Here is a 21,770-nt window from a genome sequence, read left to right as displayed (position 1 = left end):
AGTGTAAGGATCTAAATGTATGCAAAGGAGCAAATATGGAACTCAATAAAAAAGCATTGCCTGTTTTCAAATATCATCCAGATCCGATTGGAACAGGGGCATTTTCTACCGATAAAACCGTTAACTGTGACTGCTGCCATCAGCCGACCGATATTTACTATGAAAATCCATTTTATTCTGTTGACGATATCGATGCCTTATGCCCTTGGTGTATTGCGGATGGTTCTGCCAGCAAAAAGTTTGATGGTGAATTTCAAGATGGTGCAGGTATAGAAGGTGTCGACTTTGAATATGATGAAGATGATGAGGTTTCAGGAACAAAGACCCTTTATTCGACAGAAATGGTGAATGAACTTGTTGCAAGAACACCGGGTTACTCCGGCTGGCAGCAAGAAATTTGGCTAGCGCACTGCAATGAACCTTGTGCGTTTATCGGTTATGTAGGTTGGGATGAAATAAAAGATAGGCTCGACGAATTCGTGTCTCTAGAAAACGATATCGCAGAGTATGGATTTTCAATTGATGATCTATCCCGCAGCCTGTGTAATAACGGTGATTGTCAGGGATATCTATTCCAATGCCTCCACTGCGGCAAACTGCGTTTGTGTTTTGATTTCAGCTAATAGTTAAAATAATTCAGTAGGCTGTACCGCTTGTGTAGCAACTGCATTGTATAACAACCTAATTATGCGGCAATCGCACAATTTGACGTCAAAAAAACAAAAGGAATAATGCCTTACCTAGCAAAGAGTAAGGCTCTGTTTTATTAATTTTCTTGCTGGAGAGAAATTTTACCAAATGTCATAAAAATCAATGTACTTCCGGCAACACCACGATAAACACCCTGCTGATTATTAAGCTCACAGGCTAACGCCGCTAACTGCCATGCTTCACTTTCACCTATTTCGCTGACACGCTCAGTCAATAAAGCATTACCATGGCACTCACCATAAGCTTGCAAAGTTAATGCATCCTGTGTCAGAGATTCTTTAACCGAACTATTTGCCCAGCCCCACATCCAACTTCCCTGATTTTGGTCGTAAGTGCCCACTATCTGAACTGATGCCACTGCCACAATATTATCTGGGGCATGAAAAATGATGATGCCCTCATCTTGATCGACAGACCAGCTCGCTTCCTCTAGTTTCCAAGTATCACAGTGGAACTGATTTTTATATTGCAGTGCGTTCATGCTGCGTTCAATCAGCACATCATAGGGTATTTGTTCAAATTTATTATTCATTAAATTTATTCCTTACAGTGTGAAATCCCCAATATTATCTTAGGTAAATCAGCTGATTACATATTGTTAGCGAAAAATATAATCAGCCGACATTGATAGCTGGACTCAGCACTCAATTTCAGACTATGCACTATCCTTGATGCCTATATATTTTAGTTGCTTGGCACCTTCTGAAAGACAGAGATATAAGGCTGATTCCAGATAAAAAAACCCGCTATTTTTAACAGCGGGTTATATTCTAATGCAATTTCTCAGTTGCTAATCACAAGCCTGTTATTACAGAATGCGGTTTTTCTCCAGCTGGGCAAGACGGGCAGCTTCCCTCGCTTCACGTTTTTTGCGGGCATCGCAAGGCGATGGGCAATCACATACTTTTTCTACACCAATGCTACCCAAACCACCACAACTTCCCTGAATACTCTTGCGCTTGACGATATAGCCCAGAGCCATTCCTGCAAAAGCGAGCAGGAAGAAGATAAAAGCGGCGATAAAGACTTCCATAACCTTTCCCCCTTCTTATTTCTTCTGTAAGTATGCTTTAAAAGCAGCACTATAGCGCTCTTCAAAGCCATCTTTAGTTTTGACAATCATAAAGACCGGGATATTCAGTTTCTCAGCCACTTTCATTCCCTCCTCAGGCCCCAATACATCCAAGCCCGTAGAAAAACCATCTGCGCTCATGCACGTTGGTGCTATCACAGTAATTGAAACCAGATTATGCCTGATCGGTTTTCCGGTTTTAGGATTAATCGTGTGGGAATAACGCACGCCATTTTGTTCAAAATAATTACGATAGTCACCGGATGTCGCAACAGCCATGTTTCCCGGTGCAATTATTTCTTGGGCACTCTGAGCCATGCCCTTGTCCGATGGCTTTTCAATCGCAATCCGCCACGGATTTCCTTTGCCATTGTGGCCTAATGTGCGAACTTCACCACCAATATCAACCATGTAATTTTTGATGTTCTGGGATTCCAGATATTCGGCGACAACGTCAACACCATAGCCTTTGGCAATGGAAGAGAGATCAACATAAAGTTCAGGGATTGATTTGATCAGGTTATTGCCTTCAACGGACAATTTATCGATTCCCGTCCAAGCACGGCGAGTCTCTAACTCATTATTCGTCGGCGCTTTGGTAACTCTTCCTTCCGGCCCAAACCCCCACAAATTGACCAATGGGCCAACAGTTACATCCAGAGCGCCTTCAGTCAGCTTATTAATTCTAATAGCTTCTTTGACAACTTTTGCTGTAGCGGCAGAGACTGGGAAAGGTTTATTCACTTCACGGCTTTGATTAAAACGACTCAATTCAGAATTTGGTCGATAAGTGGACATTTGATTGTTGACTTCTTCCAGTAACCGATCAATTTCTTTTTGCAGGTTTTCTGGAGCAGCTGCCGACGAGTCAGAAACGTATTTAACGGAGTAATAAGTCCCCATCGTCTGCCCACTCAAGTCTTGCTGTTCAGGGCCACCGCACGCCGATAACAGCACAACCGCAAAAAACAATGTACCCCAGTTGATAATTTTTTTACTCAACATAACTTACTCTTTCTGACTTATTTTTGCCTTGTTCTGAATCGTCAGCGCCCACCTAGAGTGGGCGCTGCCGTTAAATCAATGCACTACCCTTTATATTCGCCGCCTTTCAAGCTATCGCCCTGATGGCTGAAACTTGAAATCTATCGACTTGAAATATATTGGGTACATCATCAACCGCCAAAATCATCCAGCATGATGTTTTCATCTTCTACACCGAGATCTTTCAACATCTTGATTACCGCGGCATTCATGACCGGAGGCCCACACATGTAGAATTCGCAGTCTTCCGGTGCCGGGTGATCTTTCAGGTAGTTTTCATACAGGACATTATGGATAAAGCCTGTGTAACCATCCCAATTATCTTCCGGCAGGGCATCAGACAACGCCACATGCCAGGTAAAGTTCTCGTTTTCTGCTGCCAAACGGTCGAAATCTTCAGTATAGAACATTTCACGCTTAGAACGTGCACCATACCAGAAGGTGATCTTACGCTTGGAATTCAAACGGTTGAGCTGGTCAAAGATGTGAGAACGCATTGGCGCCATACCTGCACCACCACCGATGAAGATCATTTCTGCATCAGTGTCTTTCGCAAAGAACTCACCGAATGGGCCAGAAATCGTCACCTTATCACCGGCTTTCAACGACCAGATGTAAGAGGACATGATACCCGGAGTAACATCCGGATTTCTTGGCGGTGGAGTCGCAATACGCACGTTCAGCATGATAATGCCGTGCTCTTCCGGATAGTTCGCCATTGAGTATGCACGAACTGTCGGCTCCTTGACTTCAGAAACATAACGGAACAGATTGAATTTATCCCAATCTTCGCGGTATTCCTCTGGTACGTCATAGTCAGCATAACGGGCTACGTGTGGCGGACACTCAATCTGAATGTAACCACCGGCACGGAATGGCACGACTTCACCCTCAGGAATTTTCAGTTTCAATTCTTTAATGAAAGTCGCTTTGTTATCGTTGGAGATAACTTCACATTCCCATTTCTTGACGCCGAAAATTTCCTCTGGCAACTCGATTTTCAAGTCTTGTTTAACATTGACCTGACATGCCAAACGACAACCTTCTTTCGCTTCACGCTTATTAATGTGAGACAGTTCGGTCGGCAGGATATCACCGCCGCCTTCTTTGATTGTCACACGACACTGACCACAAGAGCCACCACCGCCACAAGCAGAAGATACAAAAATCCCCTGATTGGAAAGCACATTAATCAACTTGTCACCAGCGGGAGCAGAAAAGCTTTTCTCTGCATCACTGTTAACTTCAACCTTAATATCCCCGGTGTTCACTAACTTAGATTTTGCGAACAAAATCATTGCCGTCAGTACCAACACAATCAGGGTAAACATTACTACGCCTAAAATGATTATATCCATGAATTCTTCTCGCCTTTAGAGCTGCACACCGGAGAAGGACATAAAGCCCAATGCCATCAAGCCAGTAGTGACAAAGGTGATCCCCAACCCTTTCAGGCCCGCCGGAACGTCCGCGTATTTCATTTTTTCACGGATAGCAGCCATCAGGACAATCGCCAGCATCCAGCCCATACCTGAGCCGAAGCCATATACGATGGATTCACTGAAATTGTAGTCACGCTGTGCCATGAAAGAAACGCCACCGAAAATCGCACAGTTTACGGTAATCAACGGCAGGAAAATGCCCAACGCGTTGTAAAGTGCCGGAACATAGCGATCCAGGATCATTTCCAGAATCTGTACCAGTGCAGCAATCACCCCGATAAAGGTGATGAAGTTCAAGAAGCTGAGGTCAACCCCATCCATCAAGGCTCCGTCACGGAGTACCAGATTGTAGACAAGGTTGTTGGCAGGAACAGAAATACCCAATACAACCGTTACGGCAACACCAAGGCCAAAAGCCGTCTTCACGTTCTTTGATACCGCCAGAAACGTACACATACCGAGGAAGAAAGATAACGCCATGTTCTCGATAAAGACTGCGCGGACAAACAAACTAATATAGTGTTCCATTTTGTTTGTTACTCCTTCTCAACCTGCGCAGGTTTCAGAGTCCGCAGACCCCAAATCAGCATACCAATAATGAAGAACGCACTCGGTGCCAGCAGGAACAGGCCATTTGGCTGATACCAACCGCCATTTTTGACAGATTCCAACACCGTAATACCTAACAATTTCCCTGAACCAAACAATTCACGCAGGAAGCCAACCAGTAACAAAATCACGCCGTAGCCTAAGCCGTTACCGATACCGTCCATGAAACTTTCAACAGGCGGTGATTTCATCGCGTAGGCTTCAGCACGTCCCATTACGATACAGTTCGTAATAATAAGACCGACAAACACCGATAATTGTTTGGAAATTTCGTAAGCATAAGCCCGCAAGACTTGGTCTACCACGATAACCAGTGATGCAATAATTGCCATCTGTACAATAATGCGCACACTGCCCGGAATGTAGTTGCGGATCAATGAAATGAAAAAGTTAGAAAACGCTGTAACCAGTGTCACAGCAATCGTCATAACCAATGCAGTTTCCAGCTTGGTGGTCACAGCCAGCGCCGAACACACCCCCAAGACCTGCAATGCAATTGGGTTATTGTCAAACAGCGGCCCAAGAAGGACGCGTTTTATCTCTTTACTATCAGCCATCTTTCAAGGCTCCCTCACGTACTTTTTTCAGGAACGGGCCAAAACCATCATCACCCAACCAGAAATCAAACATATGCTGAACACCGTTGGAGGTCAGGGTTGCTCCGGATAAACCATCTACACCGTAAGGATTATCACCTGCACCACCACGAACGATCTTAAGTGCTGGAACACCTTGCGGGTTATAGAGTTTTTTACCTATCCATTGCTTGCGCCACTGAGGGTTATCAACTTCTCCACCCAAGCCCGGGGTTTCACCATGAGAGTAATAACTGATACCACGAGATGTCACACCGTCTACATCAATGGAAATAAAGGCGTACATCATTGACCACAAACCAGATCCGTAGATAGGCAGAACCAGTTCAGTCGTTTTACCGGCTTCATCTTTCACCAAATAGATTTCTGCCATATTGGCGCGACGGCGGATTTTTGCCAAATCCTGTCCTGGCGGCAAAGCAATACTGTTTTCATCACTGCGTAATGCATTATTCAGATCAAAATCGCCATGACTTTTTTCCAGCGTTGCTGTTTTCAAATCAAGCAATTCAGGCTGGATACGGCTGTTATAAATCTCTTTAATTTCCGCAGTTGTCATACCGGGTTTCAATAAACCGGCTACATCCAAAATATTACGCTGTTTATCCAGCTGCTTTTGTTCTTGCTGCTGTGCTTTCAGGCCTACGGCTGATCCAGCAACCACAATCGAACAGACAAGGCACAGCACAAAAACAACGAGAAACGTTCTACCAATGCTGTCATTATTTTTTGGTTTATCATTAGCCACGGGCTTTTCTCCGCTTAATATTGGCCTGTACGACCAGATAATCGAACAGTGGCGCGAACAGGTTAGCGAACAGAATCGCCAACATCATTCCTTCCGGGTAAGCTGGGTTTACTACTCGGATAAGAACACACATGGCACCAATCAGAATACCGTATGCCCATTTACCTTTGTCCGTAAATGCAGCGGATACCGGATCAGTCGCCATAAAGATCATACCGAAAGCAAAGCCACCCAGAACCATATGCCAATACCACTCCATAGCAAACATTGGATTAGTGGTAGAGCCAATCAGATTAAACAGGTAAGAAGTCGCAATCATACCGAGCATCACACCAGCGACAATGCGCCATGAAGCGATACGGGCAAACAGAATGATGGCACCACCGATAAAGATCATCAGCGTGGAAACTTCACCGATTGAACCAGGGATATTACCAATGAAAGCGTCCATCCATGTGACTGGCTGCCCAGTAATGGTATTTAACAGGCCGTGGCTACCTGAAGTTGCCCATTGAGACAGAGGAGTCGCACCAGAAAAACCATCAGCTGCCGTCCAAACCAAATCACCTGAAATCTGAGCCGGATAAGCAAAGAACAAGAAAGCACGACCAGCCAGAGCAGGGTTCAGGAAGTTACGCCCTGTACCACCGAAGATCTCCTTGGCAACCACAATACCGAAGGTAATCCCGATGGCTGCTTGCCATAATGGCAAGGTTGGCGGAACAATCAACGCAAACAGAATTGAACTGACGAAGAAACCTTCATTAATTTCATGTTTGCGGATAATGGCGAACAGCACTTCCCAGAAACCACCCACCACAAAAACCACGGCATAAATTGGCAGGAAGTAGGTCGCTCCCAGCAACATTTTGCTGCCCCAGCCTGCATCAGGTGTCAATGAAGCACCAAGATACTGGGCAAGCACGTAGTGCCAGTCAGAAGCCAAAACCTGCTGTAACGCATCTCCGCTGTATAAATGGGTCAGTGCCGGAATGGCCTGATTACCAACGTTATACATGCCCCAGAACATAGCCGGAAAAACAGACATCCATACCAAGATCATCATACGCTTGAGATCGATGGCATCACGGACGTGGGCACGCCCTTTTGTCACTGTACCCGGAGTATAGAAAACGGTGCTAACTGCCTCATAAAGAGGATAATATTTTTCCAGTTTGCCACCGGCCTCAAAGTGGTGTTCTACTTTTTCAAATAAATTTTTCAGGCCCATGAATTACCCTTCCAGCTCAATCTTAGTCAGCATGTCACGCAATACCGGACCGTACTCATATTTGCCGGGGCAAACATAGGTACACAATGCCAAATCTTCTTCATCCAGCTCCAGACAACCCAGTGCCTGAGAACTGTCAGTATCGCCTGCAAGCAAGTCACGCAGCAGATGTGTTGCCATGATGTCCAACGGCATCACACGTTCGTAGTTACCAATTGGCACCATGGAGCGCTCACCACCATTCGTGGAGGTCGAGAAAGCAAAGCGTTTCTTTTTCAGGAAGTGACCAATTGTGGTACGGGTAATGGAGAACTTATTAATTCCTGGCGCAATCCAGCCAAACAGCTCTTTTTCACGGCCTTCGGCCAGTACAGAAACCAGAGAGTGGAAACGACCAAGGTAATGATGGACATCATCCGATTTTGTACCGCACAGCACAGAACCAGAAATAATGCGGTTTTCACCTTCTTTCAGTTGATTTTGTGTCAGTTCCAGTAAGTCAGCGCCCAGACGGGTACGCACTAAACGTGGCGTTTTAACCTGAGGGCCGCCCAAAGATACCACACGCTCAACGTAAAGCTCACCTGACGTGAACAGCTTACCGATGGCAATAACATCCTGATAACCTAGATGCCACACCGTTTTTTGGATACTGACAGGTTCAAGAAAATGAATATGAGTACCAACCAGACCTGCTGGGTGTGGCCCGGCAAATTGGTTATAGGTAATTTGAGTATTGTTTCCTGCGTTTGGAAGATTTCCAGCGCCATGACAGACATGGATTTTTCCATCTGTCAATTTTGACAGAATATTCAGGCCATCAACAAAGGCCTCTTCCTGTGCCGCAATGACAACCAATGGATCAGCAGCCAGTGGCTGGGTATCCATTGCTGTGACGAAGATAGCCTTTGGTGTGGAACCGGGAACAGGAGAACGACTGAAAGGACGTGTACGCAGTGCTGTCCACAACCCTGATGCAAGCAGATTTTTTTCTACTTGTTCACGGCTCAGGCCAGCAAGTTCTGCACGATCATAACAATCAAACATCACCTTCTCATCGCCATTCACTTCAATCACAACAGATTGCAGGATACGGCGTTCGCCGCGAGCGATGGTTACAATTTTTCCGCTTGCGGGACTAGTGAAAACAACCCCTGGATTCTTTTTATCTTCAAAAAGAATTTGCCCTTTTTTGACATGCTCACCTTCCTTCACCAGCATAGAAGGACGCATTCCAACATATTCTTCGCCAAGTAAAGCAACATGGCGAATTGTCGGACCGTCTTCTATAACTTGGGCAGGCGCTCCTGCTATCGGGAGGTCGAGTCCTTTTTTAATTTTAATCATAAGATTTGCACAAGTTTATCAATTAAATCATATGCTACCAATTACCCTTGGGGTAAAGCAGCGACTTCAGTAAATTAAAAACAGCTTGAGCGATACATGGCTCAAGTTATTCACTCCGATAATTGTTACAATTTTCTCTTAATTTTCGCCGGCGGTAATTCTAACATTTCCCCCACTGGCTGTCTGAATAATCAAGTGACTTAGTTCAAGCAAATAAGAATAATTTCTCTGCTGAACCGTTGACTACTCGAGAAAGACGAGTTAAACGCTCATCTTTACCTACACCAGAATACTTTTTAACCAAAAAGTATCTTCACATAGGTCAGTTATCACTGCTATCTTTTACTCAACCTTTCACTAAAATTTAGTCATTTTGCATTCTGGATTTTAATATCTTCACACCCTTGCATTCGGTTACTTTATGAAAAAAATCATTTTTTCTCTTTCAGTAAACCTATTACTGTTTCATATTCCACTTTCGGCTATCGCACAGGCAACCATACAACCGCCGCCTTCATCGTGGCTCAATTTGCCGCGCCAAAAGACACTCTTAAAACAGCTTGGTGCTGAAGTTTTCATCCAAATACTCAAAGAAGAGAAACTTCTTGAAATTTACACAAAAAATAGCGAAGGCCGTTACCAGTTGGCTCAAAGTTACCCGATCTGTAGTTATTCTGGTGGGCTTGGCCCCAAAATATTGCCAGGAGACTTTAAAAGCCCCGAAGGGTTTTATCACGTCAGGCTTAAACAGTTAAAGCCGAATAGCCGCTACTATCGAGCCATTAATCTGGGTTTCCCCAATGAGTTTGATAAATCCAGAGGTTATTCCGGCAGTAACTTAATGATTCATGGTGAATGCAAGTCTATTGGCTGCTATGCCATGACCAATCGCTATATGGATGAAATATATCAATATACGGAAAGTGCACTGTATCACGGACAACATGAAATCAAGATCAATATTTATCCCTTCAGGATGACATCACAGAATATGATGAGGCATAAAAACAACGACAATTACCCTTTTTGGGAACAGTTGCAGCCCGCCTATGAGTACTTTGCCAAACATGGTGTTCCTGCCAATGTCAGCATAATAGGCGGGCAATACATCGTTAATGCAGATCCCGAAAAGCAACCTCTCACCGGAAACACTGAATCAAACCATACGCTCACCAAAATGGAATAGCACATAGCTCCCTGGTTCAATCCGATGCCAACTTTCATTGCCGGTTAAAGGTTGAGTCGCGATGACTGATACGACATCCCCGGGTTGGGTATGCTGCTGAAAATCAATCTCCACATCCTGATCAAGCAACTTTGCCCTGCCAAAAGGAGCGCGACGGGTAATCCAATGTAATTGAGTTGAACAGTAGGCCATCACAAACTGCCCGTCTGACAACAGCATATTGAAAACCCCTTTCTTTCTCAACTCATCGGCCAATGATGCAATGAATTTAAATACAGGCTTCCAGTTAGAAGGCCGCTTAGGATACTTTAGGGACAATTGATGCAATATCCAGCAAAATGCCCACTCACTATCCGTTTCACCAACCGGGCGGAAATGCCCCGTTTTCAGACTACGAAACCCTTTCAATTGTCCATTGTGGGCATAAGTCCAATATTTACCCCAAAGCTCACGGGTAAATGGATGGGTATTTACCAGAGAAACATTACCGCGGTTTGCTTGGCGAATATGGGCGACAATCACTTCCGATTTAATCGGGCAGCCCTGCACAAATTGCGCCACGGGGGAGCGACAGCTGGATTCGTGGTCTTTAAACGTCCGGCATCCCAACCCTTCATAAAAAGTAACCCCCCAACCATCCTTGTGAGGGCCGGTGTGCCCACCTCGTTGAATAAGCCCACTCAGACTGAAAACGATATCTGTTGGTACATTGGCACTCATGCCAAGTAATTCACACATTGCCTACCCCTAACAACTGCTCCTGCCTTCTACCCCAGCGGATAAGAATCAGGCTTTCACCATTTCTTTTTCAATCAATTGAATCAAGATATGAATCACCTTGATGTGAATTTCCTGGATGCGATCGGCATAACCAAAATGCGGTACTCTGATTTCAACATCTGCCGTTCCCGCCATTTTCCCACCGTCTTTACCGGTTAAAGTAATCACTTTCATGCCCTTGGCACGAGCGGCTTCAATGGCTTTGATAATATTGCCGGAATTTCCTGACGTCGAAATCCCCAACAAAACATCACCTTTTTGACCAACGGCTTCAAGGTAACGGGAAAAAACATAATCGTAACCAAAGTCATTGCTTACACAAGACAAGTGGCTTGGATCAGAAATCGCAATGCCCGGATAACCCGGACGGTTTTCCCGGTAGCGGCCAGTCAACTCTTCCGCAAAATGCATGGCGTCACAATGTGAACCGCCATTACCACAGGAAAGCACTTTTCCTCCTGCCTTGAATGAATCAGCCAGCAAAACCGCTGCTTCTTGGATAGCATTAATATTTGCATCATCATTGAGGAATTTAGCCAGCGTGTCTGCGGCTTCAGATAATTCACTGCGGATCAGATCTTGATACATGGGACTCATACTCCTGAAAGGTCTTCGGGATTAATAACATCAGCCGCTCAGTGTAACGGATTCCCCCCTTTGAATGAAGATGCCATTGCCTCCCAGTGAAATTATTGCGTACAAAACTTGAGTGACTTTGTGAGCTGGATTGTAATTAAGATGTAAATATATTGATAATTGCCTTTTCCTCATCTAAAAAAGAAGGACATCACAACAGGTCAGACCTCTGACAACTCAACCTGAGATTTACAGGAGTTTTACTATGACCGCTCTCAGCATTATCTTATTTTTAGTCTTGATCGGCGGGCTTTGCTACCACAAAGTCAGCTTGGTTGTCAGTAGCTTACTGCTTGCTGCCTATACCATTGTCATGAGTATGGCTGGCCTTTGGAGTTACTGGCTGCTGTTACCCTTAGCGATTGTTCTTTTACCGCTTATCTTCACACCGACACGTATTTCTCTATTCTCTGCCCCTGGCCTGAAAACTTTCCGCAAAGTCATGCCAAGCATGTCCACAACAGAGAAAGAAGCCATTGATGCAGGCACAACTTGGTGGGAAGGCGATCTGTTCAGCGGTAATCCTGACTGGCAAAAAATGCATAACTACCCCAAGCCACAATTGACTGCTGAAGAGCAAGCCTTTATTGATGGCCCGGTAGAAGAAGCCTGCCGCATGGCAAATGATTTTCAAATTTCCCATGAATTGGCTGACTTACCGCCAGAGCTTTGGAATTATCTGAAAGAACACCGTTTCTTCGCCATGATCATCAAGAAAGAATTCGGTGGTCTGGAATTTTCCGCTTACGCTCAATCTCAGGTACTGCAAAAACTGTCTGGGGTATCCGGTATTCTGGCAATTACTGTTGGTGTACCTAACTCTTTGGGCCCAGGTGAATTACTGCAACACTACGGTACAGACGAGCAGAAAAAACACTACCTGCCAGGTCTGGCCCGTGGTGAAGAGATCCCTTGTTTTGCTTTAACCAGCCCTGAAGCTGGCTCTGATGCTGGCTCTATTCCGGATACAGGCATCGTCTGTATGGGCGAATGGGAAGGTAAGCAAGTTCTTGGTATGCGCCTGAACTGGAATAAACGCTATATTACGTTGGCTCCTATCGCTACCGTACTGGGTTTAGCGTTCAAACTGTACGATCCTGATCATCTGCTGGGTGATACTGAATCTCTGGGCATCACCTGTGCCTTGATCCCAACCAACACTCCGGGTGTTGAAATTGGCAAGCGCCACTTCCCGCTGAATATTCCATTCCAAAATGGCCCAACCCGCGGTAAAGATATTTTTGTTCCTATCGATTACATCATCGGTGGGCCAAAAATGGCAGGCCAAGGCTGGAGAATGCTGGTTGAATGTCTGTCTGTTGGCCGTGGCATTACCCTGCCATCCAATGCTACAGGTGGGTTGAAAAGTGCTGCCATGGCGATCGGGGCTTACTCCCATATCCGCCGCCAGTTCAAAGTATCCATCGGTAAAATGGAAGGCATTGAAGAGCCATTGGCGCGTATCGCCGGTAACTCTTACGTCATGGATGCAGCAGCAACCATGATTACCACTGGCATTATGCTGGGTGAAAAACCTGCCGTTCTTTCGGCTATCGTGAAGTACCACTGTACTCACAGAGGGCAACGCGCCTTCATCGATGCAATGGATATCGCTGGCGGTAAAGGCATTTGCCTTGGGCCATCCAACTTCCTTGCCCGCAGTTATCAGGGCGCACCAATTGCCATTACAGTAGAAGGCGCGAACATCTTGACCCGCAGTCTGATAATCTTCGGTCAGGGTGCAATTCGCTGCCATCCTTATGTCTTGGCTGAAATCGCTGCGGCAGAAAATAACAACGTGAAAGCCTTTGATAAGGCGCTGTTTGGTCATCTCGGTCATGTTGCCAGCAACACGCTGCGCAGCCTGTGGCTCGGCCTTACCAAGGGCAGAACCAGTAAATCGCCTGTGAATGACGCAACTCGTCGTTATTACCAGCAGATCAATAGATTAAGTGCCAACCTTGCCCTGCTTTCTGATGTCTCTATGGGCGTATTGGGCGGCAGCCTGAAACGTCGTGAACGCGTTTCAGCACGCTTGGGTGATATTCTGAGCCAAATTTTCCTGGCTTCCGCTGCATTGAAACGCTATGAAGATGAAGGCCGCCAGAAAGAAGATTTGCCATTGGTTCAATGGGCTGTAGAAGATAGCCTGAATCAAGCAGAGCTGGCGATGAATGACTTACTGCGCAATTTCCCGAACCGTCTGGTTGCTGGCTTGATGCGTGCCATCGTCTTCCCATTAGGCCGTGTACATACTGCGCCATCCGATAGGCTGGATCACAAGCTGGCTCAGATATTACAGACACCTTCTGCAACCCGTAGCCGTATCGGGCGCGGTCAATACCTGACACCGAGCGAGCACAACCCTCACGGATTATTGGAAGAAGCATTGCTCGATATCCTCGCAGCAGAGCCAATCCATGCCCGTTTAAGTCGTGAAGCAGGCAAAAATCTGAGTTTTACCCGCTTGGATAAACTGGCTGAAAAAGCGTTGGCAGAAAATAAAATCACTCAGGAAGAGGCGAATGTTCTGAAACGTGCTGAAAACAGCCGGTTGCGTTCAATCAATGTCGATGAGTTTGAGGCGGATGCTTTTGCTGTTCCACACGCAATAAAAAAGCCTGAAAGTGAGCGTCAAATCAAAATAGCCTGACTCTGATTAAAGAAAGGTAAATAAGACAAATACGGGGACATAAAGCGCCCCGTATTTTATTTTAAACAGACTCCAGCAATAACAGCTCTTCTATCGTCTGGCGGCGGCGAATCAAACGAGCCTGACCTTTGGTGAATAAAACCTCAGGGATCAAAGGGCGGCTATTATAATTAGAAGACATGGAAGCGCCGTAAGCTCCAGTATCATGAAAAATCAGATAATCACCGACCTGAACGCGAGGCAGCATACGCGGTATAACTTCGCCTCCCTCCAGCTGGGTAAAAACGTCACCTGATTCACACAATGGCCCGGCGACCAAAGTTTCCTGCAAATCGCTTTCCTGTAAATGATGGCTATTGTCGCGAGCAGTTGCAGGCAAGACTGAAATATGGTGATAACAGCCATACATTGCCGGGCGCATCAAATCATTGAATCCCGCATCTGCCAGCACATAATGGCGGCTTCCCATTGATTTCACTGCCCGTACTTCTGCCATTAAAATACCGGATTGAGCAACCAAGAAACGCCCCGGTTCGATTTCCAACTCAACATGATGCCCCAAATGTTGCTCGATGCGCTCACGGGCTTCATGCCACAAACTATAATAGTGTTCCGTATCCACGGCTTCTTCGCCGGTATTGTAAGGAATCGATAATCCCCCTCCGGCTGAAATAGCCTGAATATCTTCCCCACACAATATGACCTGTTCCACCATCGCATTACATACGTTGGCGAGATGCTGATAGTCTACGCCTGAGCCAATGTGCATATGCAAGCCCATCAATTTCAAACCGTTGTGGCGAATTTTTTCAATCGCAGAAGTAATTTCCTGATACCAAATTCCATGTTTACTGTTTTCGCCACCTGTATTCGTTTTTTGGCTATGCCCGTGCCCAAATCCGGGATTGATGCGTAGCCAGACAGGATGACCGGCCTGTCGTTCACCAATCTGATCCAGCATATCAATGGAACCAACGTTGACAGGAATATCCAGTTCAATAACACGGGCTAGTGTTGCTTCATCAATCACATCAGCAGTAAATACAATTTCTGATTTTTCCCTTCCCGGCTGAAAACCCGCATACAGCGCCCGTTCAATTTCGCCCAATGATACCGCATCAACTTTAACGCCCTGCTCTCTTATCAGACGCAGAATATGAGTATTGGAGCACGCTTTCTGCGCAAATCGAATAACATCAAACTGTTTTAATTTCTCGATTTGCTGAATGATGCTATCCCCATCGTAAACCCATAGCGGAGTTCCATATTGATGAGGTAATTGAGAAAGGTGCTCTTGGGTAAAATATTTCCCAAAATTGGGGGCAAAAGTTGCAGTTGTCATTGAAGTACCTTACAGAATCAGCAGAGGCTTCATTATGGGCAACAACAAAACAGGAAAAAAATATCCATTTATTAACACTCTATTCATCCATGATATAAATCTGGCTATTTTTAGAGCCATTTTTTGGTATAATATTTACGTGGTATGACAATATCGTGCCTGCCTATCGTGAACGTACCATTCCAGCGGACATACACAACAAAAGGAAAATATATGCATCCCTGTTCATGGCGACATATTGAGATTTTTCACGCAGTCATGACCACTAATAATCTGACAGATGCTGCGATCTTGTTGAAAACGTCTCAACCGACAGTCAGTCGTGAACTTGCCCGGCTTGAAAAATTACTGAAACTAAAATTATTTGATCGCATCAAAGGGCGCTTGTTTCCTACAGTACAGGGGTTGCGGTTATTTGAAGAGGTTCAACGTTCTTACTATGGCTTGGAGAGAATAATCAATGCGGCAGACAGTATCCGCCAATTTGAAGATGCCCAGTTGTCCATCGCCTGTTTGCCAATGTTCTCGCAATCTCTGCTTCCCAAAGTTTGCAGTAACTTTATCCAGCGTTATCCTGAGGCGAAATTGACTATCATTCCGCAGGAGTCTCCTTTGTTGGAAGAATGGCTTTCAGCGCAACGTCACGATTTCGGTTTAACCGAGCATTTGCAGACTCCCGCAGGCACTGTGCAAGAAACCTTGATGACTTTAAATGAGGTTTGCGTTCTACCCGCCAATCACCCACTTAGTCAAAAATCACACCTGACACCAGAAGATTTTCACGGGCAGAACTTTATCAGCCTGTCGATAACAGACAGTTATCGACAGCTCATTGATGCAATATTCACTGAGCATCATGTCAACCGAAAAATGGTGATGGAAACCCACAGTACAGCCTCAATTTGTGCCATGATCAGCGAGGGCATCGGTATATCAATCGTCAACCCACTCACGGCCTTGGACTACTTGGATAGGAATGCCGATATTTGCATTCGTCCATTCAGTATCAACATTCCTTTTACCGTAAGCCTAATCAAGCCAATACATCGCCCTACCTCAGAGCCCGTTGAGGCTTTTATCACTCACTTAAAACAGCAAATCCTTTTATTTCCTGAAAAATTATCCTCAGCGTTTCAGCATTAATTTCTGCCAATACTCTGAAGTAGCAAACCAGTTCACCAAAAAATCCAACAATACACGCAAAGTCGCCGGCATATTTTGCCGGCTGGCATAAATACCATAAATTCCCATTGCCTGAGGTTGATAATCCGGCAGCAGCTCCACTAACTGCCCCGACATTAAATAAGAAGCAACAGAATAATAAGGTTGCATTGCAATCCCTGCCCCTTGCAACGCAGCTTCCATTAATACCGTGGACTCATTGGCACTTAATGTGCCACTGACTGGAACGGAATAGTATTCATCCTGTTTTTCAAATACCCACAAACTCTTGCCGAAAAAATTATAAGTCAGGCAATTATGTGATGCTAAATCTTCAGGGTTTTTAGGAGACGCTTGCTTCGCCAGATAAGATGGGGCTGCGCAAATAATGGAATGGCAGGTCGATAATGGACGAGCAATCAGATTTGGCTCCAGATTGTTAGTAATGCGTATCGCCAAATCAACCCGCTCTTCTATCAAATTAACAACTTTATTATTCATTTGCAGATTGACCGCAATTTGTGGATATATCCGCATAAATTCTGGAATGGCAACCGCCAGTGCACTCATGCCCAATGATTGAGAACAACTGACACGCAACGATCCCCGCAATGTCTGTGCTTCCAATGATTGTTGCACAGGCATGGCTTCCGCCAATTCTATTAATTTAAGACAGCGCGGATAAACACTCTCCCCTGCCGACGTCAGGCTAATTTTACGCGTTGTGCGATGCAATAAACGGATTCCCGCCCATTTTTCCATTTCAGCCAAATAACGTGACACCATTGCCCTCGACATATCCAACCGTTCTGCCGCTGCAATTAAACTTCCTTGCTCAACAATCGTCACAAATACTTGTGCTGCTGTGATCCTGTCCATTTCAACCACCCATTAGATCGATATACGCAACAAATAATTGCTGATTATGGTGTTTTTAAATCGAAACATGCAACTTATCATACGTGTCATTCAAGCAAACACGCATTTTGATATAGGAATTCAATGATGGCTCGCAAAACAACATCAACTATCGCTCTGGCGGCGACCCTTTCTTTGGGAATGACAGCACTGGCTCAAGCTGCCGAACTCAAGATGGATATCTACAATCCGGGTGAAAAAGGCATTTTCCCTGTTTCTTCAGAAATTATCAGTGGTGACCGTGAAGTTGTCCTGATCGACGCTCAGTTTAAGAAAAACGATGCACAAAAGCTGGTAAAAATGATCCAGCAGACAGGCAAAAAATTAACAACGATTTACATCAGCCATTCTGATCCCGATTTTTACTTTGGTCTTGATGTGATAACGGATGCGTTCCCTGACGCCAAAATCATTGCATCACCTGAAACCATTAAAGCCATCAATGAAACCAAAGAAGGTAAATTGGCCTATTGGGGTGAAATTCTGGCAGATCAGGCGCCTAAAAAAATCGTTGTACCTGAGCCATTGAAAGGCAACACTTTTATGGTTGATGGTGAGAAACTGATTGTTGAAGGTTTGGACGGCCCAGCCGCAGATCGTACATTTATCTGGATACCGAAACTGAAAGCCGTTGTCGGTGGTGTTATCGTTTCAGACAACATTCATGTTTGGACTGCTGATACTCAAACTAAAGAATCACGCCAACATTGGGTACAAACTTTAGATCGCATTAAAAAATTAAAACCAGATACGGTTGTACCAAGCCATTATCTGGGGAATTCATCAATGTCATTGGAATCCGTGAGTTTCACGCAAAACTATCTGACGACCCTGGAAAAAGAGTTGCCAAAAGCAAAAGATTCCGAAGCGTTGATTGCCGCGATGAAAAAACACTATCCAAACCTTGCTGATGAATCCAGTCTGGAGATGGGTGCCAAGGTGTTGAAAGGCGAAATGAAGTGGCCTCAATAATCTGATAATGCATACCGGACGCTGTAAAAAGCAGCGTCCGATACTGCTTTTTTCCCGCAGGGCAATAACACTGATAGAAGCATTCCGGCAAGAGCTAACAGCATCTACCCTGCCATAGAAGCAGCACGCACATCCCAATTGCGCATAATTTCCGTCACCGCTGCATCCAGCACAGCACCAGATACGCCATCACGCGCCAGTATGGACAACCCACCGAGAAAACAATAAAAAACAGCAGCAAAAGCCTGTATATCGATATCAGCAGGCAATTCCCCAGAATTGACGGCACGCTGTACACACTGTCGAAACCCTTCATTCGTGCGTTCACGCTGTTTGGCAAGCAACTTCTGTACATGCTCATGTTCCGGCGAACAAGCGCTGGTCGACAGCACCAGCAAACACCCTTTAGGGTGGCCTGATTCAGTTTGCATCTTTGCAGAGCGACGCAAAGAAAGTTCAATAGCTTGGCGTGGTGAAAGGCTTTCATCCCATAAACTGGCGACGACTTGGCCGTGCGTGGCGATATACCGTTCCACGACCTCTCGAAACAGCGCTTCCTTGGAGCCGAAGGCAGCATAGAAACTGGGGGCGGTTATACCGCCACCGATGCCCGCTTTGAGTAGCGACAAGGATGTGGATTCGTAACCGTGTTCCCAAAACAAGTTCATTGCCTGCTGGATAGCTTCATCACGATTGAAAGTACGGGGACGACCCATTTTTGCCATAACTGACTCCTCTGGTGCAACAACATAAATACTGTTCTGCATAAATATGACTCTATATAGATACAGATGCACATAAATACTAATCGATATAAAAGTTATTGACAACGTCAGACCGTCTCCCTATATTTATATCGATCGGTACATAATATGCAAACCCAGCTTGGCCTGTGCGCCGTCTGTTGTGGTAACCAGATATGTACAACAAACAGGACAGCCATCAGGCAGGGGCTGGGAAAGAACGGCATTTATTTTTGACTATACCTAGGAGTTCACAACATGAGTTCACTTGCAGGAAAAGTCGCCCTCGTTACCGGAGGCAGTCGTGGAATTGGTGCAGCTATCGCGCGCACCTTGGCCGCACAAGGTGCGGACATTGCTATCACCTACAGCACATCTCAGGACAAGGCACAAGAAGTGGCCGCCGAGATCCGCTCACTCGGTCGCCGTGCCGAAATTATCGCTGCCGATGCCACTGATGCCAACCAAGTCATCGCGGCAGTAGATACCATCGTCGCCAAACTCGGACAATTGGATATTTTGGTCAACAACGCCGGCAATTTCCTGACAGGGACTATCGACCAACTCACGCTTGACGACTTTGAACGCACGATCTCTGTCAATCTGCGAGCGGTGTTCGCCGCTACCATGCAGGCGACCAAATACCTCCCCGACGGCGGGCGCATTATTTCCATCGGCAGCTGCCTCGCCACACGTACAGGGAAATCTGGTCTCAGTTTATATGCCACCAGCAAGGCAGCCTTGGTTGGTTTTACCAAAGGTGTTGCACGCGATTTGGGTGCGCGTCGTATCACGGTCAATCTCGTACAGCCAGGCCCAACGAACACTGACATGAATCCAGCCGATGGCCCGCGTGCGCCTTCGACACTCGCTGGGCTGGTGCTGCCAGCTTTCGGTCATCCCGAAGACATTGCCGCCACAGTGTTGCATCTGGCAGGCGACGGTGGGAATTTCATCACTGGTTCGGTATTTGACGTGGACGGCGGTTTCAGCGCTTAGTCTCTAAAAAGGAGCCCATGATGACTACACATGATGCCGGTGCACGCCGCTGGTTGCTGTTACTGACCGTTTGCCTGACCGGCATCCTGACGCCATTGTGCTTCACCGGCCCAGCGGTCGTGTTGCCGTCCATCCATCAGGTACTGGGAGGCACACCCGGTCAACTCAATTGGGTAATGAATGGTTACATCCTCACTTATGGCAGCCTGATGATGGCTGCCGGCAGTCTGGCTGATACCTATGGGCGTAAGCGCGTCTGGTTACTCGGTTTAATATTATTCATCGTAGTCACATTCGCCATTCCCTACGCCCCTTCGATACTGTGGGTGGATGCATTGCGCTTGCTGCAAGGCGCTGGTGGCGCGGTAGCCTTCGCCGGTGGTGTTTCTACTCTGGCACAAGTATTTCACGGGTCATTGCGCACGCGTGCGTTCAGTATTCTGGGAACCTGTTTCGGTGTGGCGCTGGCCTTTGGGCCACTGGTAGCTGGCTGGTTGACAGATACTGCGGGCTGGCGCTGGGTATTTTTGGCAACCGGGCTACTCAGTATTATCAGCTTGGTTTTGGCATTCTTTACTGCCGACGAGTCACGCGATCCACAAGCGATAGGGCTGGACTGGCCTGGAGCCATTAGCTTCACGGGGTTCCTTACCCTGTTGACTTACGGGCTGCTGCTTGTACCTGAGCATGGCTGGGGGAATACCGGAGTCATCATATCGTTGGTAGCTACTGTCGTTCTTTTTATTACTTTCGTCATCATCGAACGATATAAGGCTCGGCCGATGCTCGATCTGTCTCTGTTCCGTAGCGCCCGCTTCGTAGGCGTACAGATACTCGGCGCTTCACCCGCATTTTTCTACATTGCTCTGATAGTAATCCTACCGGCGCGTTTCATTAGCGTGGATGGCTACAGTGCGCTGGAGGCCGGGCAGTTAATGATTACCCTTTCTGCACCATTACTGGTAGTGCCTTTCTTGGCTGGGATATTTGCACGTTGGCTGTCAGCGGGCGTGCTCTCTAGCATTGGCTTGCTGATTCTGGCTCTGGGGTTGTTTTTGCTCGGGAAGACCCTTGCAGGAGGCGCTGTCGATGGCACTTTATTATGGCCAATGTTGTTGATTGGCATTGGCATCGGTTTACCTTGGGGCCTGATGGACAGCCTGGCAGTCAGTGTCGTAGAGAAAGAACGCGCAGGCATGGCAACCGGTATCTTCAATGCTGTGCGTGTGTCCGCCGATGGCGTGGCATTGGCAGTATTGGGCGCACTGCTGGCAGCACGTATCCATGCCGGTCTTTCGGACATCGTTTCTGATTCATCACTCGGGCAAATCGCCAGCCGAGCCGCCATTGGCGACGTCGCAGGTGCCAGTGCCTTATTGCCGGGTTTGGGCGATGCCGTACTGCATAGCTACGACACTGCGTTTCAGACCACGCTGTTTATTTTGTCGAGTGCCGCTGTTCTCACAGCGTTGGTCATCTTCGCATTGCTTGGACACGTGCATGCACACGACGAAAAAGCAGTTAATACGGAAAATGAGTTTAAACCGTCTCGTTCTTAGATGCTGTCAAGTATCATAAGA

General features: G+C 46.3%; 21 protein-coding genes. 7 read left to right on the top strand and 14 right to left on the bottom strand.

Going from position 1 to position 21,770, the window contains the following annotated elements:
* Positions 1–35: 35 nt before the first annotated feature.
* On the top strand, positions 36–623 hold the full coding sequence (gene cbrC / locus FE392_RS05355; RefSeq protein WP_319929201.1) for a PF03691 family colicin E2 tolerance protein CbrC: 588 nt from the start codon (positions 36–38) through the stop codon (positions 621–623).
* 143 nt (positions 624–766) lie between these two features.
* Here cbrC and FE392_RS05350 read toward each other — a convergent pair whose 3' ends face one another.
* The 9 genes from FE392_RS05350 to FE392_RS05310 form a co-directional block, all read right to left on the bottom strand.
* Complete coding sequence (locus FE392_RS05350) at positions 767–1,243, bottom strand: DUF6882 domain-containing protein (RefSeq protein WP_319929200.1); 477 nt, start codon at positions 1,241–1,243, stop codon at positions 767–769.
* 276 nt (positions 1,244–1,519) lie between these two features.
* Positions 1,520–1,744: a (Na+)-NQR maturation NqrM gene (gene nqrM, locus FE392_RS05345; RefSeq protein ID WP_086953944.1), complete on the bottom strand. Its 225-nt coding sequence runs from the start codon at positions 1,742–1,744 to the stop codon at positions 1,520–1,522.
* Positions 1,745–1,759: 15 nt separating this feature from the next.
* Positions 1,760–2,788: an FAD:protein FMN transferase gene (locus FE392_RS05340; protein ID WP_319929199.1), complete on the bottom strand. Its 1,029-nt coding sequence runs from the start codon at positions 2,786–2,788 to the stop codon at positions 1,760–1,762.
* A gap of 170 nt (positions 2,789–2,958) precedes the next feature.
* Positions 2,959–4,185 carry an NADH:ubiquinone reductase (Na(+)-transporting) subunit F gene (gene nqrF, locus FE392_RS05335; protein WP_319929198.1) on the bottom strand — a complete coding sequence of 409 codons (1,227 nt, stop codon included), beginning with the start codon at positions 4,183–4,185 and terminating at the stop codon, positions 2,959–2,961.
* 15 nt (positions 4,186–4,200) lie between these two features.
* Complete coding sequence (nqrE, locus tag FE392_RS05330; RefSeq protein ID WP_038235359.1) at positions 4,201–4,797, bottom strand: NADH:ubiquinone reductase (Na(+)-transporting) subunit E; 597 nt, start codon at positions 4,795–4,797, stop codon at positions 4,201–4,203.
* 8 nt (positions 4,798–4,805) lie between these two features.
* Positions 4,806–5,435: an NADH:ubiquinone reductase (Na(+)-transporting) subunit D gene (locus FE392_RS05325; RefSeq protein ID WP_319929197.1), complete on the bottom strand. Its 630-nt coding sequence runs from the start codon at positions 5,433–5,435 to the stop codon at positions 4,806–4,808.
* Entirely contained in the window at positions 5,428–6,222 is a 795-nt protein-coding gene (locus FE392_RS05320; RefSeq protein WP_319929196.1) for a Na(+)-translocating NADH-quinone reductase subunit C, read from the bottom strand. Before FE392_RS05320 ends, FE392_RS05325 begins: the two co-directional genes overlap by 8 nt.
* Entirely contained in the window at positions 6,215–7,453 is a 1,239-nt protein-coding gene (locus tag FE392_RS05315; RefSeq protein WP_319929195.1) for an NADH:ubiquinone reductase (Na(+)-transporting) subunit B, read from the bottom strand. The genes FE392_RS05320 and FE392_RS05315 overlap by 8 nt, the downstream gene beginning before the upstream one ends.
* A gap of 3 nt (positions 7,454–7,456) precedes the next feature.
* Positions 7,457–8,800: a Na(+)-translocating NADH-quinone reductase subunit A gene (locus FE392_RS05310; RefSeq protein ID WP_319929194.1), complete on the bottom strand. Its 1,344-nt coding sequence runs from the start codon at positions 8,798–8,800 to the stop codon at positions 7,457–7,459.
* 421 nt (positions 8,801–9,221) lie between these two features.
* On the opposite strand from FE392_RS05310, the gene FE392_RS05305 reads away from it, so the two are divergent.
* The gene (locus tag FE392_RS05305; RefSeq protein ID WP_319929193.1) at positions 9,222–9,986 is read left to right on the top strand and encodes a L,D-transpeptidase family protein; all 765 of its coding nucleotides are present in this window, start codon (positions 9,222–9,224) and stop codon (positions 9,984–9,986) included.
* On the opposite strand, the gene FE392_RS05300 is transcribed toward FE392_RS05305, so the two are convergent.
* Positions 9,957–10,724: a class II glutamine amidotransferase gene (locus FE392_RS05300; protein WP_319929192.1), complete on the bottom strand. Its 768-nt coding sequence runs from the start codon at positions 10,722–10,724 to the stop codon at positions 9,957–9,959. The two genes, FE392_RS05305 and FE392_RS05300, sit on opposite strands and share 30 nt — an antisense overlap.
* Positions 10,725–10,772: 48 nt before the next feature.
* Entirely contained in the window at positions 10,773–11,354 is a 582-nt protein-coding gene (lpcA, locus tag FE392_RS05295; RefSeq protein WP_092511555.1) for a D-sedoheptulose 7-phosphate isomerase, read from the bottom strand.
* Between the two features lie 253 nt (positions 11,355–11,607).
* On the opposite strand from lpcA, the gene fadE reads away from it, so the two are divergent.
* A complete protein-coding gene (gene fadE, locus FE392_RS05290) occupies positions 11,608–14,055 on the top strand; it encodes an acyl-CoA dehydrogenase FadE (RefSeq protein WP_319929191.1) in 2,448 nt (815 codons plus the stop codon).
* A gap of 61 nt (positions 14,056–14,116) precedes the next feature.
* Here fadE and lysA read toward each other — a convergent pair whose 3' ends face one another.
* Positions 14,117–15,397 carry a diaminopimelate decarboxylase gene (lysA, locus tag FE392_RS05285; protein WP_319929190.1) on the bottom strand — a complete coding sequence of 427 codons (1,281 nt, stop codon included), beginning with the start codon at positions 15,395–15,397 and terminating at the stop codon, positions 14,117–14,119.
* A 213-nt stretch (positions 15,398–15,610) separates the two neighbouring features.
* Between lysA and FE392_RS05280 the strand changes: the two genes are divergently transcribed.
* On the top strand, positions 15,611–16,540 hold the full coding sequence (locus FE392_RS05280; RefSeq protein ID WP_319929189.1) for a LysR family transcriptional regulator: 930 nt from the start codon (positions 15,611–15,613) through the stop codon (positions 16,538–16,540).
* Here FE392_RS05280 and FE392_RS05275 read toward each other — a convergent pair.
* The gene (locus FE392_RS05275; protein WP_319929188.1) at positions 16,523–17,437 is read right to left on the bottom strand and encodes a LysR family transcriptional regulator; all 915 of its coding nucleotides are present in this window, start codon (positions 17,435–17,437) and stop codon (positions 16,523–16,525) included. The genes FE392_RS05280 and FE392_RS05275 overlap by 18 nt on opposite strands.
* A gap of 126 nt (positions 17,438–17,563) precedes the next feature.
* On the opposite strand from FE392_RS05275, the gene FE392_RS05270 reads away from it, so the two are divergent.
* Positions 17,564–18,448: an MBL fold metallo-hydrolase gene (locus tag FE392_RS05270; RefSeq protein WP_319929230.1), complete on the top strand. Its 885-nt coding sequence runs from the start codon at positions 17,564–17,566 to the stop codon at positions 18,446–18,448.
* Between the two features lie 104 nt (positions 18,449–18,552).
* On the opposite strand, the gene FE392_RS05265 is transcribed toward FE392_RS05270, so the two are convergent.
* Complete coding sequence (locus FE392_RS05265) at positions 18,553–19,173, bottom strand: TetR/AcrR family transcriptional regulator (RefSeq protein WP_319929229.1); 621 nt, start codon at positions 19,171–19,173, stop codon at positions 18,553–18,555.
* A 276-nt stretch (positions 19,174–19,449) separates the two neighbouring features.
* On the opposite strand from FE392_RS05265, the gene FE392_RS05260 reads away from it, so the two are divergent.
* Both FE392_RS05260 and FE392_RS05255 read left to right on the top strand, forming a co-directional pair.
* Complete coding sequence (locus tag FE392_RS05260) at positions 19,450–20,190, top strand: SDR family NAD(P)-dependent oxidoreductase (RefSeq protein ID WP_319929187.1); 741 nt, start codon at positions 19,450–19,452, stop codon at positions 20,188–20,190.
* A gap of 17 nt (positions 20,191–20,207) precedes the next feature.
* The gene (locus FE392_RS05255; RefSeq protein ID WP_319929186.1) at positions 20,208–21,749 is read left to right on the top strand and encodes an MFS transporter; all 1,542 of its coding nucleotides are present in this window, start codon (positions 20,208–20,210) and stop codon (positions 21,747–21,749) included.
* The last annotated feature ends 21 nt before the right edge of the window (positions 21,750–21,770 follow it).

Source organism: Xenorhabdus santafensis (genome assembly GCF_033949405.1).
Taxonomy (GTDB): Bacteria; Pseudomonadota; Gammaproteobacteria; order Enterobacterales; family Enterobacteriaceae; genus Xenorhabdus; species Xenorhabdus santafensis.
This window is presented reverse-complemented; position numbering and strand designations above follow the sequence as displayed.

What these genes read in the sequence shown, in the direction of transcription:
- cbrC (WP_319929201.1), top strand. Translation starts at nt 36, where the DNA reads ATGGAACTCAATAAAAAAGCATTGCCTGTTTTCAAATATCATCCAGAT.
- FE392_RS05350 (WP_319929200.1), bottom strand. Translation starts at nt 1,243, where the DNA reads ATGAATAATAAATTTGAACAAATACCCTATGATGTGCTGATTGAACGC.
- nqrM (WP_086953944.1), bottom strand. Translation starts at nt 1,744, where the DNA reads ATGGAAGTCTTTATCGCCGCTTTTATCTTCTTCCTGCTCGCTTTTGCA.
- FE392_RS05340 (WP_319929199.1), bottom strand. Translation starts at nt 2,788, where the DNA reads ATGTTGAGTAAAAAAATTATCAACTGGGGTACATTGTTTTTTGCGGTT.
- nqrF (WP_319929198.1), bottom strand. Translation starts at nt 4,185, where the DNA reads ATGGATATAATCATTTTAGGCGTAGTAATGTTTACCCTGATTGTGTTG.
- nqrE (WP_038235359.1), bottom strand. Translation starts at nt 4,797, where the DNA reads ATGGAACACTATATTAGTTTGTTTGTCCGCGCAGTCTTTATCGAGAAC.
- FE392_RS05325 (WP_319929197.1), bottom strand. Translation starts at nt 5,435, where the DNA reads ATGGCTGATAGTAAAGAGATAAAACGCGTCCTTCTTGGGCCGCTGTTT.
- FE392_RS05315 (WP_319929195.1), bottom strand. Translation starts at nt 7,453, where the DNA reads ATGGGCCTGAAAAATTTATTTGAAAAAGTAGAACACCACTTTGAGGCC.
- FE392_RS05310 (WP_319929194.1), bottom strand. Translation starts at nt 8,800, where the DNA reads ATGATTAAAATTAAAAAAGGACTCGACCTCCCGATAGCAGGAGCGCCT.
- FE392_RS05305 (WP_319929193.1), top strand. Translation starts at nt 9,222, where the DNA reads ATGAAAAAAATCATTTTTTCTCTTTCAGTAAACCTATTACTGTTTCAT.
- FE392_RS05300 (WP_319929192.1), bottom strand. Translation starts at nt 10,724, where the DNA reads ATGTGTGAATTACTTGGCATGAGTGCCAATGTACCAACAGATATCGTT.
- lpcA (WP_092511555.1), bottom strand. Translation starts at nt 11,354, where the DNA reads ATGTATCAAGATCTGATCCGCAGTGAATTATCTGAAGCCGCAGACACG.
- fadE (WP_319929191.1), top strand. Translation starts at nt 11,608, where the DNA reads ATGACCGCTCTCAGCATTATCTTATTTTTAGTCTTGATCGGCGGGCTT.
- lysA (WP_319929190.1), bottom strand. Translation starts at nt 15,397, where the DNA reads ATGACAACTGCAACTTTTGCCCCCAATTTTGGGAAATATTTTACCCAA.
- FE392_RS05280 (WP_319929189.1), top strand. Translation starts at nt 15,611, where the DNA reads ATGCATCCCTGTTCATGGCGACATATTGAGATTTTTCACGCAGTCATG.
- FE392_RS05275 (WP_319929188.1), bottom strand. Translation starts at nt 17,437, where the DNA reads ATGGACAGGATCACAGCAGCACAAGTATTTGTGACGATTGTTGAGCAA.
- FE392_RS05270 (WP_319929230.1), top strand. Translation starts at nt 17,564, where the DNA reads ATGGCTCGCAAAACAACATCAACTATCGCTCTGGCGGCGACCCTTTCT.
- FE392_RS05265 (WP_319929229.1), bottom strand. Translation starts at nt 19,173, where the DNA reads ATGGCAAAAATGGGTCGTCCCCGTACTTTCAATCGTGATGAAGCTATC.
- FE392_RS05260 (WP_319929187.1), top strand. Translation starts at nt 19,450, where the DNA reads ATGAGTTCACTTGCAGGAAAAGTCGCCCTCGTTACCGGAGGCAGTCGT.
- FE392_RS05255 (WP_319929186.1), top strand. Translation starts at nt 20,208, where the DNA reads ATGATGACTACACATGATGCCGGTGCACGCCGCTGGTTGCTGTTACTG.